Annotated in this window: 11 protein-coding genes and 1 tRNA gene; 7 read left to right on the top strand and 5 right to left on the bottom strand. The window is 66.4% G+C overall.

The features are described 5' to 3' along the window. The first annotated feature begins 16 nt into the window (after window positions 1–16). The 5 genes from EYE40_RS13425 to EYE40_RS13405 are packed head-to-tail and all read left to right on the top strand — an operon-like array spanning window position 17 to window position 3143. Entirely contained in the window at window positions 17–799 is a 783-nt protein-coding gene (locus EYE40_RS13425) for an IclR family transcriptional regulator (RefSeq protein ID WP_240034820.1), read from the top strand. 19 nt (window positions 800–818) lie between these two features. Then, the gene (locus tag EYE40_RS13420; protein WP_130982419.1) at window positions 819–1052 is read left to right on the top strand and encodes a tautomerase family protein; all 234 of its coding nucleotides are present in this window, start codon (window positions 819–821) and stop codon (window positions 1050–1052) included. Beyond that, window positions 1045–1680 (top strand): bifunctional 4-hydroxy-2-oxoglutarate aldolase/2-dehydro-3-deoxy-phosphogluconate aldolase, encoded by a 636-nt coding sequence (gene eda / locus EYE40_RS13415; RefSeq protein ID WP_130982418.1) that lies wholly within the window; start codon window positions 1045–1047, stop codon window positions 1678–1680. Before EYE40_RS13420 ends, eda begins: the two co-directional genes overlap by 8 nt. Beyond that, entirely contained in the window at window positions 1677–2594 is a 918-nt protein-coding gene (locus EYE40_RS13410) for a sugar kinase (protein WP_130982417.1), read from the top strand. Before eda ends, EYE40_RS13410 begins: the two co-directional genes overlap by 4 nt. 24 nt (window positions 2595–2618) lie before the next feature. Further along, window positions 2619–3143: a GNAT family N-acetyltransferase gene (locus tag EYE40_RS13405; RefSeq protein WP_130982416.1), complete on the top strand. Its 525-nt coding sequence runs from the start codon at window positions 2619–2621 to the stop codon at window positions 3141–3143. Between the two features lie 67 nt (window positions 3144–3210). On the opposite strand, the gene EYE40_RS13400 is transcribed toward EYE40_RS13405, so the two are convergent. Continuing rightward, on the bottom strand, window positions 3211–13380 hold the full coding sequence (locus tag EYE40_RS13400) for a beta strand repeat-containing protein (protein WP_130982415.1): 10170 nt from the start codon (window positions 13378–13380) through the stop codon (window positions 3211–3213). Window positions 13381–13456: 76 nt separating this feature from the next. After that, the gene (locus EYE40_RS13395; protein WP_161972398.1) at window positions 13457–15688 is read right to left on the bottom strand and encodes an Ig-like domain-containing protein; all 2232 of its coding nucleotides are present in this window, start codon (window positions 15686–15688) and stop codon (window positions 13457–13459) included. 196 nt (window positions 15689–15884) lie between these two features. On the opposite strand from EYE40_RS13395, the gene EYE40_RS13390 reads away from it, so the two are divergent. Continuing rightward, a complete protein-coding gene (locus EYE40_RS13390) occupies window positions 15885–17000 on the top strand; it encodes a family 20 glycosylhydrolase (protein WP_130982413.1) in 1116 nt (371 codons plus the stop codon). Between the two features lie 85 nt (window positions 17001–17085). Then, on the top strand, window positions 17086–17481 hold the full coding sequence (locus EYE40_RS13385) for a hypothetical protein (protein WP_130982412.1): 396 nt from the start codon (window positions 17086–17088) through the stop codon (window positions 17479–17481). A gap of 100 nt (window positions 17482–17581) precedes the next feature. Here the strand turns inward: EYE40_RS13385 and EYE40_RS13380 are convergent. From EYE40_RS13380 to EYE40_RS15410, 3 genes are all read right to left on the bottom strand, one after another. Then, window positions 17582–17654, bottom strand: a tRNA-Arg gene (locus EYE40_RS13380). Window positions 17655–17709: 55 nt separating this feature from the next. Continuing rightward, the gene (locus tag EYE40_RS13375; protein WP_130982411.1) at window positions 17710–18102 is read right to left on the bottom strand and encodes an MmcQ/YjbR family DNA-binding protein; all 393 of its coding nucleotides are present in this window, start codon (window positions 18100–18102) and stop codon (window positions 17710–17712) included. 39 nt (window positions 18103–18141) lie between these two features. Next, the gene (locus EYE40_RS15410) at window positions 18142–18297 is read right to left on the bottom strand and encodes a hypothetical protein (protein WP_154071866.1); all 156 of its coding nucleotides are present in this window, start codon (window positions 18295–18297) and stop codon (window positions 18142–18144) included. Window positions 18298–18351: the final 54 nt, after the last annotated feature.

The raw sequence follows: 18351 nt of genomic DNA, 5'->3' as shown, positions 1-18351 counted from the left end.
CCGATATGCTGAACGGGTGAGTGCAGATGAAGAGGATGTCGAATTTATGCCGGTCAAGTCCGCCGACCGCACACTCGAGGTGCTGGAGTACCTCAGTGCGCACGGCTCGGGCGGCCTTGTCACTATGTCGAAAGACCTCGGGATTCCGAAGAGCAGTCTGCACGGCCTGCTGCGCACGCTCGAGCATCGCGGCTGGGCGGAGTCGGATCCGACGCGCTCCTTCTACCGTCTCGGACTCAACGCCCTGATCACCGGGGCGTCCTACGTCGAGCAGGACATGGTCGTTTCCCGCACATCCGAAGTGCTCGACGAGCTCGCCGACGCGACAGGCGAGACCGTTCACCTCGGCCGCCTCGAGGGCGGCGAAGTCGTCTATATGGCCAAGCGCGAGTCGAAACATCCGCTGCGCATGTTCTCCGCGATCGGCCGACGTCTGCCGGCGCACGCGACGGCTCTCGGCAAGGCGATGCTCGCCGAGCTTCCCGACGAGCGAATCCGCGCGATTCTGCCCGAGACGCTCGCGCCTTCGACCGAGTACACGATCACGACCACCGCGGCACTCGTCGACCACCTCGCGGGCGTACGCCGGTCGGGCTACGCGATCGACGACCAGGAGGCGACACTCGGCCTCCGCTGCTTCGCCGTGACCCTGCCATTCGGCCACCCGTCGAAGGACGCGATCAGCTGCTCCGTGCCCTTCGCCCGACTGACCGAATCCCGCGAGCAGGAGATCGTCGATCTGCTGCTCGCAGCCCAACGCCAGCTCACCAACCAGTACGACTCCCGTCGCACCGGTTGAACCCCGAGAGGAAATACCCGTGCCGAACATCACCGTGCAGTTGCTCGCAGGCAGGTCGATCGACCAGCGCCGCACCTTCGTCGAGGCTGTGACGCAGAGCGCCGTCGACGCGCTCGGCGCACGCCAGCAGGACGTGCGGATCGTGTTCGAGGAGATCACGCCCGACATCGTGGCCAACGGCGGAGTTTTCGCCAGTGAAGACGCGAGCCGGGCCGGCGTCGTCGCAAGGCACGCCTCCGGAAGCGATGACTGACAGCATCGCTGCTGCGGTCGCATCGGCCGGCATCGTGCCGGTGCTCGTCATTGACGACGTGGCAAGCGGCCCACAGCTGTTCGCGGCCCTGAGCGAGGGCGGCATCCGGTGCGTGGAGATCACCCTCCGCACGGACGCGGCGCTCGGCCTCATCGAGCTCGCCGCGCGCGACTTTCCCGAGCTGCTGGTCGGCGCTGGCACGGTGCTGTCCGTCGCCGATGTCGACCGGGTGGCGGATGCCGGAGCACGTTTCGCAGTGAGCCCCGGCTTTGATGACGCGGTCGTCGCGCACTCCCTGGCGCGAGGAATGCTGCCCGTGCCCGGCGTCGCCACGGCGACCGAGGTGACTCGCGCTCGCGCGGCCGGCCTCTCGCACCTCAAGTTCTTTCCCGCCGAGCCCCTCGGCGGCGTGGCCGCCATCTCGGCGCTGTCGGGACCATTCGCCGATGTGCGCTTTATGCCGAGCGGGGGCCTCACGGCCTCGAACTCGGCGGCGTACCTCCGGAGCCCCGCGGTCTTCGCGATCAGCGGCGCGTGGATGGCGACGCGAGAGATGATCGCCGCAGGCGACTGGTCGACGATCACGCGGCTGAGCCGTGAGGTCGTGGATGCGGTCGGAACACGATGAGCGGCCGCATCGTCACTCTCGGCGAGGCGCTGGGTGTACTTCGCACCCGCGAAGTCGGCACGCTCGCTCACCTTTCTGAACTCGCCTTCGGCACCGGCGGCGCCGAGGCGAACGTTGCGATCGGGGCATCCCGTCTCGGAGCCGCGGCGGTCTACATCGGGCGCGTCGGCGCGGACTCGGTGGGCCAGCGCATCGCGCGGGAACTCCGCGCGGAGGGCGTCGATGCACGCCTGGCCATCGACCCCTCGGCCGCGACCGGAATACTCATCAAGGAGTCGCCGCGACCGGGCCAGACCGATGTCACCTTCCATCGCAGGGGCAGCGCGGGCAGCCGCATCGATCCGGCCGACCTCGAAACGCTCGAACTCACGAGCGACGACATCCTGCACGTGACCGGCATCCTCCCGGCCCTGTCGCCGAGCGGGCGGGCGACACTGGAGCGGGCTCTCGACCTGGCCGAATCGGCCGGCGCCGCGATCTCGTTCGACGTGAACCACCGATCGAAGCTGTGGTCGAGCGTCGAGGCGTCTGCCGTGTATCGGGCGACCGCCGCGCGCGCGACGATCGTCTTCGCCGGCGAGGATGAGGCCTTGCTCCTCGGTGACCTGGCATCACTCGGCGTCGCCGAGTTCGTTCTCAAGCGCGGCGAGCGCGGAGCGGTGGCCACGATCGACGGGCAGGCCTACTCGGCCGACGCCGTGAAGATCATGCCGGTCGACACGGTCGGTGCCGGGGACGCGTTCGTTGCCGGGTACCTTGCCGCCCGGCTGGAGGGAGCCACCGTGCCCGAGCGCCTCGACCTGGCAGTGCACTGCGGGGCGCTCGCGTGCCTGCATCCCGGTGACTGGGAAGGCGGACCGACCCGCGCCGAGATCGCCGCCTTCGGATCGGGAGCGGATCCCGTACGGCGCTGACCACGGACGTTCTACAGTGAACAGATGCTTCGACTCGTGGAACCAACCGCAGAACTCAGGGCCGGTTGGCTGGAGGCGCATCTCGAGTGGGGTCCGGGACTGCACGAGGACGGCTTCGGCATTCGGCCATCCGACGAACTGGCCTCGGAGACCGGGTTCTCCGCTTGGCTCGAGCGGTTGGAACGTGAGGGACATCCCGCGATAACCGAAGGGTATCAGTGCCACTACCGATGGATTGTGGACGGCGATTCCGTTGTGGGAGGCATCGCCCTGCGGGTCGGCGATGACGAGTATGTGCGGCAATCGGGTCACATCGGCTACGGCGTTCGTCCGTCAGCGCGCGGGAAGGGGGTCGCCAGCTGGGCGCTCGGTGAGATCCTCCGCCTTGCCCGCGCCAACGGCCTTGAACGAGCCCTGCTGGTGTGCGAGACAGACAATGAGCCCTCGGTAGCGACCATCACGCGCAACGGCGGCGTTCGTGAGGATGCACCCCTCCGAGCCATGAGCAGGTACTGGATTGACCTCCGCGAGGACGCCGGGCGAGGCTAGCCGCCGAATGCAGAACGGACCCGACCACACTCACGAGGAGTGCCGGTCGGGCCCGTTTTGGCTGGTGTTAGCGGGTCTCGCAGATGAAGGTGCCGGTGTTCGGGTACTTCGTCAGGCGTTCGGTGCCGGGGATGGCCAGTTCGGCCGATCCCACTGCCCCGGACGCGGCGGCCAGCTGGCGCAGCATCGACGTCATCGACGCGGACTGCGTGTTCGAGATCTTGCCGACGCCACCTCCCGACTCACACGACTTGAAGAAGTTGATCTTCGATCGCCAGTCGATCAGTCGGTCGCCCTGCACGCGGACAGCTCCACCCGTGTCACCCTGGTCGGCCTGGAGCGCGTCGGTACCCGATCCGCCGTAGAGGATGTCGCCGCCGTTGAGCGTCTGCCGAAGTCGGTCGGTGTCCTCGATCGGTGCGGCCACCTGCCACAGCTTCGAGTCACTGGTTCGGCGCTTGATGTCGAGCAGGTCGCTACCGGCCCCTCCGAATATTCGGTCGTGGTCAGCACCGCCCCACAACGCGTCCGCGTCATTGCCGCCGAAGACGACATCATTACCGGCGCCCGCGTTGACGACATCCTTGCCGGCTCCGGCGTGGATCGAGTCCGCTCCGTCATCGCCGAGGATGAGATCGTCGCCGCCGACTGCAGCCTGGGTCTGGGTGACCACCGGGATGAGCGTGCCGCTCGGACGAACCGATGCCTGCACGAAGGACTTGCTGTCCTTGATGGTGCGGTCGACAGCACCGAGCGCGGCCGCAGGAGTCGGCACGTTGAGGGCCTGATCGCCGATCAGCGCGTCGTCCCCTTCGCCACCCTGCAGGATGTCTCCCGGCACCGTCGCTCGCTCGTAGACCTGCATCGGCCGCTTCGTGCGGGTGGTGTCGAACTGGCCGTACAAGTCATCGTCACCCGTTCCACCCATCAGCTTGTCGCTGCCGGACCAGACACCGGGCACCTTGTCGGCCATGGCGACCTGTCGAACGGTGTGTGTGCCGCTGGCTCCACCGTCAAGGGTGAGGTTGGGGCCGTGACGCGTGATCCGGCCGTTGTCGCCGAGGAGCACGTCGCGGGCGTCGCCGCCCTCGAGAGCGTCGTTGCCGTCCAGCAAGCCGGCGGACGAGATGTCCGTCGCCGTCTTCGGTGCCGTCAGCAGTCGATCGACGATGCCGCTCGCGGACGACGTGATGATCGCACCGCTCGCGCTCGAGCCACCACCGACCAGATCGTCTTCACCCTCGTTGCCGAAGAGCTTGTCGGCTCCGTTGTTGCCCTCGAGGTAGTCAGCGTCCGTACCGCCGGCGAGCTCATCGTCTCCGGCCTGGCCGAACAGCAGGTCCCGACCTTCGTCGCCGAACAGGACGTCGCTGCCGCCGGTGCGAGCGGGAGCAGCCTTTTTGGACGTAGCCAGGTCGAAGAGCAGAACGGTTCGCAGTCTTGTGCCATCCGTCCGACGCTCGTTCGTCGTCTCGAGGCGGGCATTGTCACCGGCGAGCACGTCGTCGCCCGATCCACCCGACAGGCTGTCAGCGCCGTCGAGCTGGCCTGCGCCGGACCGTGCGGGCGAGATCACACCGTCGCGCGACGAGCTTCCACCGGTCAGGACGTCGTCGTCGGCCCATCCCGACAGGTCGTCGGCGCCGGCGCCACCTTCCAGCGTGTCCACGCCGTCGTTGCCGCTGAGGGTGTCGTCGCCGCCCTGGCCGAAGATCCTGTCTTCGCCCGTGCCACCCGACACAACATCGTCACCGGAGAACGCGGCTGATGCGCTCGCACCGGGGGCCGGGGCATCCAGCAGCTTCACGAAGATGCCGAGAAGGCCATTCGTCGGGATGCCGTTGTCGCCCAGGAGCAGGTCGTCGCCGCCACCGCCCGTGAGCGTGTCGCCGTCATCGGTGGTAGCCGCGGTTCCCGAGCCGCCGACGATCTCGTCGTTGTCGGTACCGCCGTCGATGACGTCCTCGCCGTCGCCGCCCTCGATGCCATCGGCACCGCTTTCGCCGGCGATGGTGTCATTGTCGCCCTGACCGAAGATCAGGTCCTCGAAGCCGCCGCCGCGCATGGTGTCATCGCCGCTCGCACTCGCGGGCCGGGTTGTGGTCGGTACATCGAACAGCTCGATCGCCACGTCGATACGGATGCGCTGCCACACGGTCCTCGTGTTCGGGATGACGATCTGCAGTCTCGCGTTGTCGCCCACGAGAACGTCTGAACCGTCCTTCTTATCCACGCCCTCGTCACCGACGACCACGTCATTGCCGTCGTCGACTCCGACCGCCGTGCGGGTCAGTGTCACGGCGCCGGTCGTCGAGGACCCGCCGATCACGAGGTCGTCTCCGTCGTCACCCTGAACGTGGTCAGAACCGGGTCCACCCTCGACGACATCCTTGCCCGGTCCACCGTAGGTGCGGTCATCGCCGGTCTGGCCGAAGACCCAGTCGTCGCCCATGCCTCCGTAGACGATGTCGTCGGGATGCTGTGCCGGGGCCGAAGCCAGGAGCGTCACGCTGGCACCGGCGATGGCCGTGCCCGTCATCGCAGCGTGGGACAGTCGGGCGTTGTCACCCAGAACGACATCGTTGCCGCCATCTCCGAGCACCTCGTCGGCGCCGTCCGCGGCACCGGCGATTTCGCTGCCGCCGGCCAGGAGGTCATCGCCCGAGCCACCGCGAAGAACGTCAGCGCCGTCATTGCCGAACAGGATGTCGTTGCCGTTGTCGCCGACCACGAGGTCGTCGCCGGCGTCACCGTTGATCAGGTCGTCGCCGGCACCGCCGCGAACGAGGTCCCTGCCTGCATCGCCGTGAACATTCACGTCGTCGCCGGCACCCGCATCGATGTAGTCCGCTCCGGCGCCGCCATCAAGGTTCGCGTCAGCTTCGTCTCCGCCGAGGATGCAGTCGCCGTTGCCGACGGCTCCGGTCATGCCGCTGAGCGGAATCGAACCGGAGTCGCCGAGCACGGTGCTCGTTCCTCGCTCGATCTTTCCGTTGCCGTCCAGGTCGACCTTGCCGTCCATGAACACAACGCCGCCCACGATTCCGGTGAAGTTGCCGGTGCCGTCCTTGACGATGCCGTCGGCGACCTTCAGTCCTTCGAGCTGGCCCGCGTTGCTCTCGCCGGAGAGGTCGCCCCTCAGGTCGACCAGTCCGTTCACGACGCTGGTCGATACCGCACAGGTGATGTCACGTGCGTTGGCGTCAGCGTCAGCATCGGCAGCCGAGCCGGTCGCGGCGACCGGTCCGTCGGCGGCGAAGTTGTCGCCGACCACGATATTGATGCCCTTCTCACCGAGGAGGAGGTCCGATCCCGCGCCGCCGGCGATGGTGTCGTCACCCTCGCCACCACGCACGAGGTCGTCTCCGGCCTCGCCGTACAGCACGTCCTTGCCGCCCGATCCGTTGATGCGGTCGTGGCCCGCGCCACCGCGGATGAGGTCATTGCCCTGGACCTTGGCCACGACGTTACTGCCGTCTCCGTCGAGCAGATCGTTGCCGTTTCGACCGCAGACGACATCGTCGCCCGCTCCGCCGGACAGGGTGTCGCTGCCCGCTCCCCCGATGACGAAGTCGCGATCGCCGCCGCCGGATACGACATCGGCACCGATGTCGCCAGACGCGCCCCCGGAGTCGCACTCGAGCTTCACTGCCTCGTCGCTCGGCAGTGTCAGTGTCGTGATCCCGGACACATTAAAGGTCTGGATGGTGTTGAGCGCATCGACGCCGCTCACCTTGACGGTCGCCTGGCTGGTGAAGACACCGCTCGCCGCGTAGTTTCCTCCCACGACGACGTCGGAGCCATCGCCTCCCGTGACGTTGTCCGAACCGTTGCCGCCGATCACGAGGTCGCCGGCGTCGAGGAGTGGTCGCACCACGTCCGGCCTGTCGGTCGGGAACAGCATGCCCGGATCGGCGCCGATGCCGCCGTCGAGAGTGTCGTCGCCGTTGTCGCCGCGCACCTCGTCAGCACCGGGGCCGCCACTGATACGGTCGTCGCCCTCGCCACCCTCGAGTTTGTCCTGGCCCTGGCCGCCGTCGAGTTGATCGACGCCGTCGCCGCCCTTCAGCTCGTCGTCGCCCGCACCCGTGCTGACCTTGTCGTTGCCATCTCCACCATCGACGTAGTCATTGCGGTCACTGGTCTCGATGGTGTCGTTGCCCGTTCCGCCCCAGATGGTCGCCCTGGGGTTGAATTCGGGAGCGACGAAGCCGTCGTCGCCTGGGCTCAACATCACCGGCTCGTTGGCGCCCTTCGTCGTCAGAACCGGCATCGCGTACATGCGCACGGTGTCGGCGTTCTCGCCGGCGTCGGCGGTGATGACGATGCCCTTCGGCACCACGTAGTTCTGCACCACGTCGAAGGCGCTGACCTGGAGAGTGATATCTCCAACGCTGTTCGCCGGAGCGAGCTGGCGAACCGTGTACTTCTCCGCCGTCTGGCCGGGGAAGGCCAGTCGATCGGACTTGCCGGACTCACCCATCGTGAGTTTGATCTCGGTCTTTGCCGCGTTCACGACGGCCAGAACCGGATCCGGCTGCTTGGCGCAGTTGAACTCGAACAGGGTGAGCCTGGGGCTTCGCACGATGTCGAACGATGTCGAGTACGAGTAGAAGAAGAGCTCGAGCTCGAAATAGAACTGCAGGAAGAACGAGATGCCCGAGGAGACGTTGAAGGCACACGAGGGGCCTGTTGCAGATCCCGCGAACTCGTCGGTGTAGATCTTTCCGTCGCCGTTCGGGTCGAACGCGTCGAGGGAGAGATCGAGGACGACTCCACCCTGGATACCCGCCGAGGCGAATCCGATGCTCACCCCGGCGCCAGCCGTCACGGTGAAGGTCAGACTGATCTCCGGGACATCCACGCCGTCTTCGAGGTCACTGATGTAGAAGCCGTTGCTGAGCAGCGCGGGATCGGAGACACCGTCGACCACGTCGTCGAATGCCTCGATGTCGCCGGGCTCGAGTCCGTTGATCTTCTTGGTCAGGCCGCGAGTGTCGAATCCGAAGGCGAAACGGCCATCGAGCTCTGCCTTTCCGCTGATCTTCGCCGTCACGGGAACCGGTCCGACCGCGAACGGTCCGAACTTCTTCGAGATCTCGGCCGAGACCCCGGCGTGGCCGAGGTCGACGTAGATGAGCGTGGCGTCACCGGTGTTGCTGAGCATGGAGAAGATCTGCTGAGTGTCCTGCAGAACGGGTACTGACACACTCGGCAGGCTCAGGTAGGCGGACTTCGTGCTGGCCTTGTCGACCTTCGTGCCCTTGGGCAGCTTCTCGTCAGCAGCCGCCTTCTCCTTGCGCGCCTTGCGCTCGTCGGGCTCGCACTCGCCCGACGACCCGCTGCCGTCGAACTTACGGGTCGAGGTGGTGCCGTCCTTCGCCGCCAGGGTCTCGGTGCACTTTTGCTTGTCGATCTGGATCGGGGACAGCGCGAAGCCGCCCAGGAAACCGGTTCCGATGGGCCGCAGGTCGGGCTCGTTGTTGTCGCCACCGCCGGCCACGAGATTCTGCAACTGCAGCAGGTTGAGAATCAGTTGGATCTTGGGATTCTTCGCGCTCGAAAGGAGCGTCATCAGGGATGTCGGTCCCTGTCCCACCATCTCGGAGAGCTCAGACACAACCGGAATGGGACGCGCAAGCGTGTCCACCACGGGGTTCAGGGGTGCCAGCCACTTCTTGGCCTTTTCGAATCCCGGGATGAGCGCCGAGTTGAACGTGGTGACGTCCACCCGCAGCACTCCGAAGCTCAGGTCTCCGTACACGCCGTCGGACCAGGTCTGGTCGATGGCACCCAGGACGTCGAAGAACTTCGCCTTGGAGGCGAAGGCTTCGAAGTAGACCGAGATCTGTCCCTCTCCACCGACGTGGGTGGCCGGCTCGACGCTCTTGTCGAACAGGTCGGGAAGGTAGGCGAGCGAGCCAGCGGGATCTGCGGGCAGCACGTCCACCCCGATAGTGGCGTCCAGCTTTGTCAGGGGTGTTGCCACGGCTTCACCGGCCTTCTGGCGGTCGACCAGGACGGAAGGGAATTTGCCGACGAAGGCGTCGATGCACCGTGCCGAATTCACATCGGCATTGACGCCGGGGTTCACGAGTGTCTCGTCGCCCGTCGGCGCCCAGCCCGACGCTCGGGTCCAGGAATGGCAGCTGTCGGCGTTGTACTTCGGCAGCTCTGCGTGAACGGTCACCGACAGCATCGGCTTCACCGGGTCGACCGGTGCCAGCGTGACGAAGGGCCCGGAACCGCGCTCGATTCCCACCGTGACGCCGAGCTTCCAGCCCGTCTTGGCGGGCACGTTGAGGTTGCTGATGATGGTCGAGCCTGCGGGGCCGACGTGGAAGGGCACCTCGACGGAAGTCGTCGGGACGGCCTTCTCCAGGGTGAGGGCGACCGTGACCTTCTGCACATCCGCGACCGTCATGGACGACTCGCACAGTTCGTCATCCGCACAGAAGATCTGCATGGGTCCTGCGGCGACGGTGAAACCGCTGACCTGGCTGTTTGCGCTGGTGAATGCGGCGGCAAGTGCGGTGTTGAGCTCGCTGATCGGTGCCGTCTCGCCGATCGACTCGACGTCGGTCAGTGCGGCCCGCGCCTGCGAGACGAACCTGTTCACGTCAGCGGGCACGTCGGCGCCTGCGTCGAGGTTCGTGCCGACCAGCGGCAGGCTCGTCGGTGCGCCGTTGGCGTCGAGAACCAGGTCGCCTTCGAGTGCGTCGGCGAGGGTAAGGGCGAGGCCGCTGAGGCCGTCGGTGAGGAACCGGTAGGCGATCGGCAGGGTGGCCGTGGCGCCACCCGTGCCACCCGAGCTCTGGTCGGCCGGGAGTGCGACCTTGACCGTCTCCATGACGGTGCCGTCGGTCGCCTTGAGCGGAAGCTCAATACATGCAGCGACCTCGGGTGCTTGCTGCGGAGTGGGATCGCCGCAGGTCTGCGGTGCTCCGGGACGAGTGCGCTCCTGGGTGAGCGAGGTCTTCACTGCGGAGATAGGAGTCCAGTTCGCGTCCGCCCCCGGCAGGGAGATGGTCGACTGAACGCCGATACCGAGCTTGATCTCGGCGGCGTCGCCGGTCTTAACCTGGGCGGATCCCAGTTCGGCATCCCGCGTCTCGAAGTTCTTGGCGACGTCGGCATCTGCGCCGTCGAGCCCGGTGATCTTTTCAGAGACACTCGTGTCGCCGCGGACCTGGGAGGTGGCATCGACCAGGTTGACCCCGACGACGTACTTCGCGGATGAGTCGAACTTCACCGGCAGGGCCACGATCTTCTGCTCGTCGTCGGTGAGCGCGCCGAGAACTCGCAACTCCTGGGTGCCTGTGGCCACCCGCAGCGGGGGCTTTCGATCACCCTTCGCCGCCAGTGAGGATTCCAACACGAGGGTCGGCGTTGCGCCGGTGGTCAGGATGAACTTCAGCTCGGGCGCGCTAACCAGCGTGTCGGGGAGGATGACCTTCTTCATCAGCGACTTCAGCGTGGTCGAGAACTCCTGCATCGATGAGACGTCATCATCCTCGGCCAATGCCTTCTTCTGAATGCCGAAGATGGCGTTGCCCAGAGTGTCGCGGGCGACGCTGATCTCGGTGGGCAGCAGATCGACCAGCGGGAAGGTGCGATCGGCACCCAGATCGGCATCCGGCGACACGAAGGAGCTGTGGACGGCCGCGAGGTCCTCGATGAGGATGTCGCGAAGTGCGTCGGGGTCGCCGTCCATGACGTAGGAGTGGCCGGGAGCCATGCCGGTGTTGGTCGCTCCGGCGAGGGCCAGCGGACCCTCGAGGCAGGTCAGTTCGTGGATGGAGTCCACCGAGAACTGCGAGCAGATCGTGCTGGGGGCACTGGGGATGCCGAGGTCGTAGAACGGCCGGGTCACGACGCGGTCTTCGCCGGTGGCACCGGTGAAGCCGAACTGCGTGATGAAGTCAGCCGTGGGGTCGACCAGTTTGTTGCCGCTGGTGCCCGTGCCCATGACGCTCTGACGGGCGGGCACCACATCGAGCAGGCGAAGCGCGTCGTAGGCGCCGGGATCGGCGGCCGTACCCGTGGTGGTCACGGTCGGGAGGCTGTCGGGAACGAGACGGGCCCATTCCGCCTCGACCTGGCCCGACTTCTGAAGCGGTCGGGTGCCGCCCTCCTGGGCTGAGTCCGACACTTTCAGCGTGGCCTGAGCGGACAGGCCGCGCTTCACGATGGGTGCCACGGCGGCTTCCTCGGCCAGAAGTCGGCTGACCGACACCACGCCGGTGGTCGAGTTGCCGCTGGGCAACGTGAGCGTCGACGTCGGAACCTTCACCGAAGCGGCGGTATCACCGCTCTGGTCGAGGGAGTATTTGGTGACATCGACATCGACCTGCAGGAACCCGATGCGGGCGACGAGCTGCGCCTCGCTGGCCAGCTTCGCCTCGACCTTTTTGATCTCGTAGACGAGTCCGCTCGTGCCCGGGCGCAGGAACACAGTGGGGTCGACGGGTGCCGCCTCGCCGTCGGTCGGCGCTGGGGCGGGCTTCTCGAGGCCGATCCCGAAGTCGGCGCTGAACGACCGACCGCTGACCGTAACCTTGGCATCGCCGGTCTGCAGCGGGTCCGCTCCCGGAGCTGCCTCGCCGGTCTGGGTGCAGTGTCGCGGCTCGTTGGGACCGGAATCGGCGGCCTGGCACAGGCCGGTGAGTCCCGTCAGTGGGGCCAGGTTGCCGTTGCCACCGGTGTTGACCGTGGTGGGCCCGGCATCCGGGAGGTCCTGACGGACCTTGATCTCAAAAGCGCCGGCCGCGTTGTCGTAGGTGACCTCGCCGCCCAGCTTAAGACCGTGGATCGCCTCGCCCAGAGACTGGATCGACGAGACAGCGGACCGGGCAGCGTAGTCGGAGCCATCCGTACCCGTGAACGTCACACGCAGTGCGGGAAAACCATCGCCGCCGGAGACGACCACGTTGTTCGTGGGCGTGCGCCCGACGGTGCCGGCCACGCCTTCCGGTGCCGTGATCGTGACGGTGTCGTCATCCGGAGCCGACCAGACGATTGCCTCGCCCGGTGCGGCGTCGCTGCCGGCGATCGCCTGGCAGTAGCGGACCTGCCCGGGGCGAGGAGCACCGGTGGGCGGGTTGGTGTTCGCGGCGCCACAGGCGATCGTGGCGGCGGCCTGCTCGGTCAGCAGTCCGAGAATCTGCGCCGACGGCGAGTAGACGCCCCCGAGCGAAAGGTCGAGGAGCGGCAGCTGCTGGTCCACTGATGCTTCGAGAGCTTCGAGAGCGCTGGAGTACTCGGTGAAACCGACGATCGCCTGGAGCTTCGTCAGGGCCGAGATGTCGGCAAGGGCTTCGTTCCGCACGGTGATCGGCTTCGAGTACGGCGCGGTCTCCGCGGCCGGACGCTTGCCCACTGTCAGGGTTCCCGTTGCGGATGCCGCCATCGTCGTGCTCAGGTCGATGCTCATCGCTACGTCGTCATCGCCGGGACCCTCTGTCGCGAAGAGGTCGGAGGCGCTGCTGAACTTGAGGTCCTCGGTGGTGATCTGTCCGCGGCCGTTGGGGTCGCGCATCTCCAGCACGGTGGTGCTGTCGATCTTCGCCGCGCCCTCGGCGTCGAGCCGAACGAATCCGTCGATGGCGGTGAAGGGCTGGATGTCGACCTGCGTGGCGGTGTCGCCCGCGTTGACGGCCCGGGTCCAGACGTGAGTGGTGAGAGTCGGAAGTTCGGGGCTTTCGACGACCGCGAACCTGCGCAGCTCGACGGCGCTCGGGTCATACCGGAATCGGATCTTCGCCTCGAGGGTCGCGGCGACTTCACCGTCGAGAGCGGCGGTGCCGAACTGCAGCTGCGCGTCCTGGTAGGACAGGGCGACAGGCCGGGCCGACGCGAGCTTGACCGTCATGATCCAGTCGCGACTATTCGCCGGCGCGCCAGCGGGCGACGTTGCATCCGCCACCGACAGTTCGTTCGTGGTGAATGCGGAGTGCAGGGTGTCGAGCGTGACGCTGGGGTGGTCGAGCAGGGCAGCGTTCACCCTCGTACCGATGGCCGTGTCCAGGGACAGGAGGTCACGCACCGACGTGTCGGTCAACGGCAGGTTGTCAGACAGCGCCGGCTGCTCCGCCGCACCAGCCAGTGCGCTGCCGAGCTCGATCAGTCCAACACGAACGTCGGAGACGGCCGGGTCAGGAGCGGCCGCCGCCGCAGGCTGAGCGACCAGGAGGGTCGATGCCATGGCGAAAGCAGTCACGGTGGCGAATGTGGCCATCGAAGCTGTACGGCGGAATGTGAGCACGGAGAACCGAGAAGTGGACACGTGTGACCTTCAGTTTCGGGTTGACAGGTCAGCGGATTCTGGCGGTGCCCGAATAATCAGCCACCGTCTTCGGCGTCGACCGAACGAGAGCTACGTAGGAGGTGTAGGCGTTGGCGTTCCGGTCCTTGATGGTGAACTGGGCCTTGCCCGAACCGCCCAATTTGCCGACCGCGACACGAGTGTGGATACCGCTGACGACGCGGTAGAGCTCCACCCGCGTGCCGGGTGCCACGGAGGCTGCGGTCACGGTGAGGCGATCGGCCCCCTTTCCACCCTTGCCGGCGACAAGGCGCGCAGTGACGGCGGATCCGAAGCGCACCGCGACATTCAGCTCCTGGCTGCCCAATCCGTCAGTGACCGTTGCCGTAACGAGAGCCCTGCCCAGCTTGGTGCCGATGAAGGTATAGGACGCCTCACCGCGAGCGTTGGTCGTACCAGTGTCCAGGGCCTCACCGCTGACCTTGTCCGGTCCGTATCGGAAGAAGTCCACCTCGTAGCCGCGGACCGGGTTGCCCAGCTGGTCGACAACCCGAACGGTCTGGGTGACCGCGGTGCCGACCCGGACGACGTCAGTGGCCGAAGAGGTGAGGGTGAACGTCGAGGCGTCGAAGTCGACATTGTAGAACGAGGCAGATGTTGCATCGCCTGCAATGTCGGTGCCCGCCTGCGAGCTTCCGGCGGCGTCGATGTACAGCTCAGTCGGCGCGTCTTCCCATGTTCCCGTTGCGGTGATGGTTGCGGGATCGAAGGAGGTCAGCCAGATGTCGCTGGCTGCGGTGAAGTCGGAGAGCTTGGAGTCATCGCTGTAGTCCCAGTTGTCGATATCGCCGGTGTAGGCGAGTTCGATGAGGTGCCGGCCGGCGCGGTTGCCGAACTGGTCGAGCGCGAGCACGTCGTAGTTGACGCTGTCGCCCGACACGGTGGGATCCACCGGATTGTCCTGCTCGCTCTCGGCCGACAGGGCTACCGACACCCGCCCGTTCAACGGGTTGGTCGAATCCCACACGGCACTCCTCGTCTGAGTGACGCCACCGACGAGGGCGGTGACGGTCGCCGTGACATTGCCGTCGTCATCGAACCCCGCGTCGCGAGCCATGCCGACCTTGAAAGGGATCTGTCCGTCGGGGCCGGTGATGCCCGTCAGCGTGGTTCCGAGCTGCTCGAGGTCGCCTGCCGGGGTGCCCACAACTGAGGGCAGGGGGCCGTGTCCGGTGGTGAAGAAGCCGTGGTCGAGAGTGATCGCATAGACCTGCCCCGCGACCGGGTCGCGGTCGGTGTCCTGGTCGCCCTGCATGCCGGGCGCCGGATCGGCGTCGAAGGTGTCGTCCGGTGCGGTGATCTCCAGCGCGCTGGAGAACGACTCTCCGGGCGTGCCGCCGCCGAGCGGGTAAATGGTCGCGCTGGTTCCCCTCGGCGAGGTGGTGTTCCACACGTAGTCGACGGCAAGGGACACCGGCGTGGCACCGGCGTTGCCGATGTCGGGAGTGGTCGCGGTGGCCGCGTGGATGACGTCGCCCAGCTCCGAGCCCTGGCCGTCTTCCGTCGGGTCGGCGAGGAGCGCGGAGAACTCTCCGGTAGGCAGGGTCGCAACCTGCAGGGTGTCCTGAACCGGGTCGCCCGCGATCGGCACGAAGCCGGCGTCGGCATCGAGGTCGGATCCGACGGTTCCGCGCGTGATGCCCAGATCGATGAGACGCCCGGCCAATCCGGTGCCGTCTTCGAGCTTCAGGCTGCCCTTCAGAGTGCGGGTCGTGCCGGGTTCGGCGCGCAGTGGGCTCGCGTCGGCGAACGTGCTCACCGCGTTGCCCACCTTGAGCGCGCGGGTGACGCCGGTGACGAGGGCGGATCCCGACTTGCCTGCCGAAATGGCGGCGGTGAGCGTGTAGGTGCCCGAAGCCTGGCCCTGAGGCACCGGCACGGCGAACTTTCCGAGGACGTCATCAGTCTGGACGGCGGTGCCGGTGGCCGGTACACGGACCACGGCGGCGGATGCGGCGAACGGCTTGATCGTCCAGAAGTACTTGAGATCGCGGGCGTCATCCACATCGACACCGGCCTTGGCCGAGTTGGTCACCTGAACGGCGACATCCCCGTCAACGTATTCGTCGAAGTCGAATGCGGCTCCATCAGTCGAGCTCGCCGCCAGAAATAACCTGACCGGTGCCTTCGCGGCCACCGCTCCAGCGGTGGGCACCACAGAGATGGCGAGGGCCACGGCGACACCGAGCCCGAGGGCGCGACCGAAAGTAACAGAGTGCATGTGATTTCCGATCATTGCGGCTCGGCTAGGGCGCCGTGGAGCAGGAAGTAAGAGTCCGGGATGTAAAAGGGTGCGGCTGAACGTAACACATAATCGCGTATTGACTGAGCAACTCGATAGCACCCGTTGGGGGGACTTTTCGGCCTCGAGTCAGGCTGGTACTTTCACTGGCCATCTGGCGAGATAGCGTGGCGCTGTGCAGACTTTCACCTCCGTGACCCGAGCGCTTTCTCGACTCGTCGTCACTTCCCTCATCATCCTTTGGGCGAGCGGGTGTGCGTCGACCGAGCAGGGCGCCGCAACCCGCGCACGCCCCGAAACCGGTGTGATGCTCGACGTCGCTCGCGCCTACTACCCGGTGGCGCTTATCGAGGGATACATCGACCTCCTCGCCGACAGCGGCGGCAGCTTTCTTCACCTGCACCTCACCGATGATCAGAACGTCGGAATTGAGAGCGAGGTTCTCGGCCAGACCCTCGTGAATGCCGATCTCGACAACGGCGTCTATACGAGTCGAGTGACCGGTCGTTCATTTCTGAGCGCCGCGCAGGCGCAGGAGATCTCCGACTATGCGGCGCAGCGAGGCATCGCCATCGTGCCTGAGATCGACACTCCCGGCCATATGGCTGCCGCGTTCGCCCTTCTCGAGGCGCGACACGGCAAGGAGTGGGTAGATCGTGTTCGGGCGGGTGAGAGTGAACTCGATACGGCGGCGCCGGAGAGTCGCGCGCTCGCAGCCGACCTCTTCGCGGAGGTGACGCGAACCTTCCCGTCGAGCCGCACCGTGCACATCGGCGGTGATGAATGGGGCGGTGACGTTTCCGCCGATGAACGCGTCGAGTGGCTGAATGCGATGGCGGCCACTCTGGGCGACCGCGAGGTGTGGGCCTGGAACGACGGGATCGATGGGGCCGCAGTCGAGCAACTGAATCCGCGCATCCACATCACGTATTGGAGCTTCGACGGCGACACAGAGAACGACGCGGAGCGCCTCGAACGCCGAGAGAGCCGGGCGAGCGCGGACGACCTGCAGACGGCGGGGATCAAGCTGCTCAACTACAACTCGTACTACCTCTACGAGGTGCCGAGCGACCTCGACACGGCAGACAGCGAGTACACCACCGCCGATCTTCGCAAGAACTGGTCACTACGGGCATGGGATGGGGACTCAGGTGCGCTGCTCGCTGCTCCCATGGCGGGTGCGGCCGTTGCGATCTGGGGAGAGGACGTCGACGATCCACCCTCTGACGATCTCCTGCGCTGGAGCACACCACACGTGATTGCGATGATCGAGACCGCGAGCTCCCACTAGTGCAGTCCAGACGGCGGCAGTCGTTGAGATGCGGGCCATCGGCTGCCGCGCCCGGCGAGGAATAGACCTCACTAAAGTGGGTGCCATGTCGACTTCTGCGGCCAGGCGGCGGGCTACCGCCTGGGCGGTTGTCGGGGTGGTTCTTGCGTTCGCTCTCGTTTACGGTGTGCGCGTTGCCTGGCTGTTCATGATGGCGACGGAAGGCGACGTCCCTGTGTCGTCCTCCGTCCAACTTCCGAGTGGCGCGACGATCGTGAGCGAGAAGAAAGACTGTGCGAACGGTGGCTGCTGGGTGGTGTTGCGGGTTGAGCCTCCAGAGGACCAGTCAGCGGAGGACCTTGCGGCGACGCTCGGGGCCACTCCGCAACTTCAGATCGCGGGTAATTTTGTCGATCCAAGAACGATCAGCGTCCAGGCTCATCCGGTCGGCCGAATACTGGAGCTCCGGCTCGACTACTGGTCACAGAAGTGGGTTCCCTGAAACTGACCAGCCCACGTTGGGGCACTTGTCTGACGCACAGGAATGCAAAAACCCCCGGCTTGACCGGGGGCTTTTCCATGACAGCGTCACGCGGGATCGGTGCGCCCGGAGGGATTTGAACCCCCGGCCTATTGATCCGTAGTCAATTGCTCTATCCGCTGAGCTACGGGCGCATCCGTGACTTTTCGCAGTTACCTGCAGAAGCCAACCTGAAAACTATACCAGCGTTCAGGGGTCGCGCGAATCCAGTGCCGCCAGCTGCCTCGAGTTGGCCATCCCGCGGTACGACGTCTCGACCAGTTCGGCCAGGAACTGCCAGTCCACACCGTCGCCGTCGATGTCGGTGCCCAGCCAGCCGAACGCCCCGGAATACTTCGGGATGAAGAAGCGCGAGTCCTCGAGGAGGGCGGGCCGCTCGGCGTCATCCGCTCGGAAGGCAAGGGTGAACGGGCGGTCCATCGAAACAGCGATGGAGGCAAAGAGATTGCCCTTGCCGGCGCGGAAGACGGGGCGGCCGCGCGAAATGACCTCCGTCGCCTCGGGCAGCGGCAGGCAGATGGCGCGCACGCGATCGACCAGCGGGTGCGCCGGATCGATGGCTTGGGGGTGCGGCTCGGCCATGGGGACAGGGTACGCCCGGGGGCGGACACTTCGACAGGTTCAGTGGCCGAGGGTCCGACGACCGGCGGAGCGCGGCACGGCGTCATTCGCCCAGTGCTCGGGGTCGACATGCATCAGCGCGCGCAGTTCGGCCTGGTGCAGGTACCAGGAGAGGGAGAGGCGGAAAGCGGAAACGAGAGCGGGGAGGAACGTCATCCCTCGACGCTAGAAGTGGGCCGAGTCTCCGGCATCGGTGATTACTCGGAGACG

This window comes from Glaciihabitans arcticus (assembly GCF_004310685.1).
In the GTDB taxonomy this organism is placed as follows: Bacteria; Actinomycetota; Actinomycetes; order Actinomycetales; family Microbacteriaceae; genus Conyzicola; species Conyzicola arctica.
This window is presented reverse-complemented; position numbering and strand designations above follow the sequence as displayed.

Excerpts from the sequence above, each read along its gene's own strand:
- eda (WP_130982418.1), top strand. The coding sequence starts at position 1,045 with ATGACTGACAGCATCGCTGCTGCGGTCGCATCGGCCGGCATCGTGCCG.
- EYE40_RS13410 (WP_130982417.1), top strand. The coding sequence starts at position 1,677 with ATGAGCGGCCGCATCGTCACTCTCGGCGAGGCGCTGGGTGTACTTCGC.
- EYE40_RS13405 (WP_130982416.1), top strand. The coding sequence starts at position 2,619 with ATGCTTCGACTCGTGGAACCAACCGCAGAACTCAGGGCCGGTTGGCTG.
- EYE40_RS13400 (WP_130982415.1), bottom strand. The coding sequence starts at position 13,380 with ATGGCCACATTCGCCACCGTGACTGCTTTCGCCATGGCATCGACCCTC.
- EYE40_RS13395 (WP_161972398.1), bottom strand. The coding sequence starts at position 15,688 with ATGCACTCTGTTACTTTCGGTCGCGCCCTCGGGCTCGGTGTCGCCGTG.
- EYE40_RS13385 (WP_130982412.1), top strand. The coding sequence starts at position 17,086 with ATGTCGACTTCTGCGGCCAGGCGGCGGGCTACCGCCTGGGCGGTTGTC.
- EYE40_RS13375 (WP_130982411.1), bottom strand. The coding sequence starts at position 18,102 with ATGGCCGAGCCGCACCCCCAAGCCATCGATCCGGCGCACCCGCTGGTC.
- EYE40_RS15410 (WP_154071866.1), bottom strand. The coding sequence starts at position 18,297 with ATGACGTTCCTCCCCGCTCTCGTTTCCGCTTTCCGCCTCTCCCTCTCC.